2 protein-coding genes are annotated in these 993 nt (G+C 39.3%); both read left to right on the top strand.

The window, feature by feature from the left end:
• The coding region (locus I6F65_RS21405; protein WP_197114848.1) for an Imm49 family immunity protein at positions 1-439 on the top strand (439 nt) is incomplete at its 5' end.
• Between the two features lie 47 nt (positions 440-486).
• Positions 487-993, top strand: a 507-nt coding sequence (locus I6F65_RS21410; protein WP_197114850.1) for an immunity 49 family protein, incomplete at its 3' end; no start/stop codon positions are given.

The raw sequence follows: 993 nt of genomic DNA on the forward strand, positions 1-993 counted from the left end.
GAAGTTTCCTGTGTCTGTAATGCGTCAGAGCTCTACCACAAACAGTGAAGCCGAGTATGTACTTGTTGAATTAATCCAAGGTATACAACGTCGAGTATCAAATGATGAAGGTTTAGCTTTACTAGGCAAAGCGCTAGAAGAGGTTAAATTAGATACCACAGACCCGTGGGTTAACTATTGCACTGGTGGTAAAACAAATTTTGTATTTGCCTTTATGATGAAAGGAGAGGTTACCCCGAGTACGGCATTAGCAAATGCATTAACTGATAGCTGGGAATATTGTGAGCGTTATCGTGATTTAGAAGGGTATGAGCAACCTCACTATTATATGCCAATTAATTTGCTCGGTTTAGCATGCATGGCAAAAGATTATGGTAACGAATTAAACGTGCAATCAGATTTTATTCCACAGTTTTATATTGATGGCGATTACCTTTAATTTCACCCAAAACGCCCCAAAAACCGACATAATTTAAAGGAATAACCATGATAAACATAAAGCGTGATTACGAGTCTGTAGAGCTTGAAGATAATATCGAACGTTTTGAAAGAAGATATAACAGAGTAAGTCAAAAATTGCACATTAAAAGAGATAATTTAATAAGCGTTTTTGGCAATGCAATCAAAATCTGCCAGTGGTGGTCGTATGATTTAACAGATGAAAACAAGCAAAAATCAATAACCGCACTAAAGCTTGCTGCAAAAGCCGGTGAGGCTATTTTTAAGCTAGGTCGAGAGCCTGAAAAAGAGCAACGTATCGTGATTGACGACATATTAGACGCTACCTACAACGGCAAAGGGATGTTGTGGGAAGGTGGGTTTTTATCCGGAGCCGATTGGCAAAAAGCCTTTTTTTGCGCAGCAATTGTCCGTGACCAAGATGCGATGGATAGTTTAGCGAAGTTTCCTGTATCTTTAATGCGTCAGTGCTCTACCACAAACAGTGAAGCCGAGTATGCACTTGTTGAATTAATTCAAGCAATTCACCGTCGA

Origin of the sequence: Pseudoalteromonas sp. SWXJZ94C (assembly GCF_015864385.1) — a bacterium.
In the GTDB taxonomy this organism is placed as follows: Bacteria; Pseudomonadota; Gammaproteobacteria; order Enterobacterales; family Alteromonadaceae; genus Pseudoalteromonas.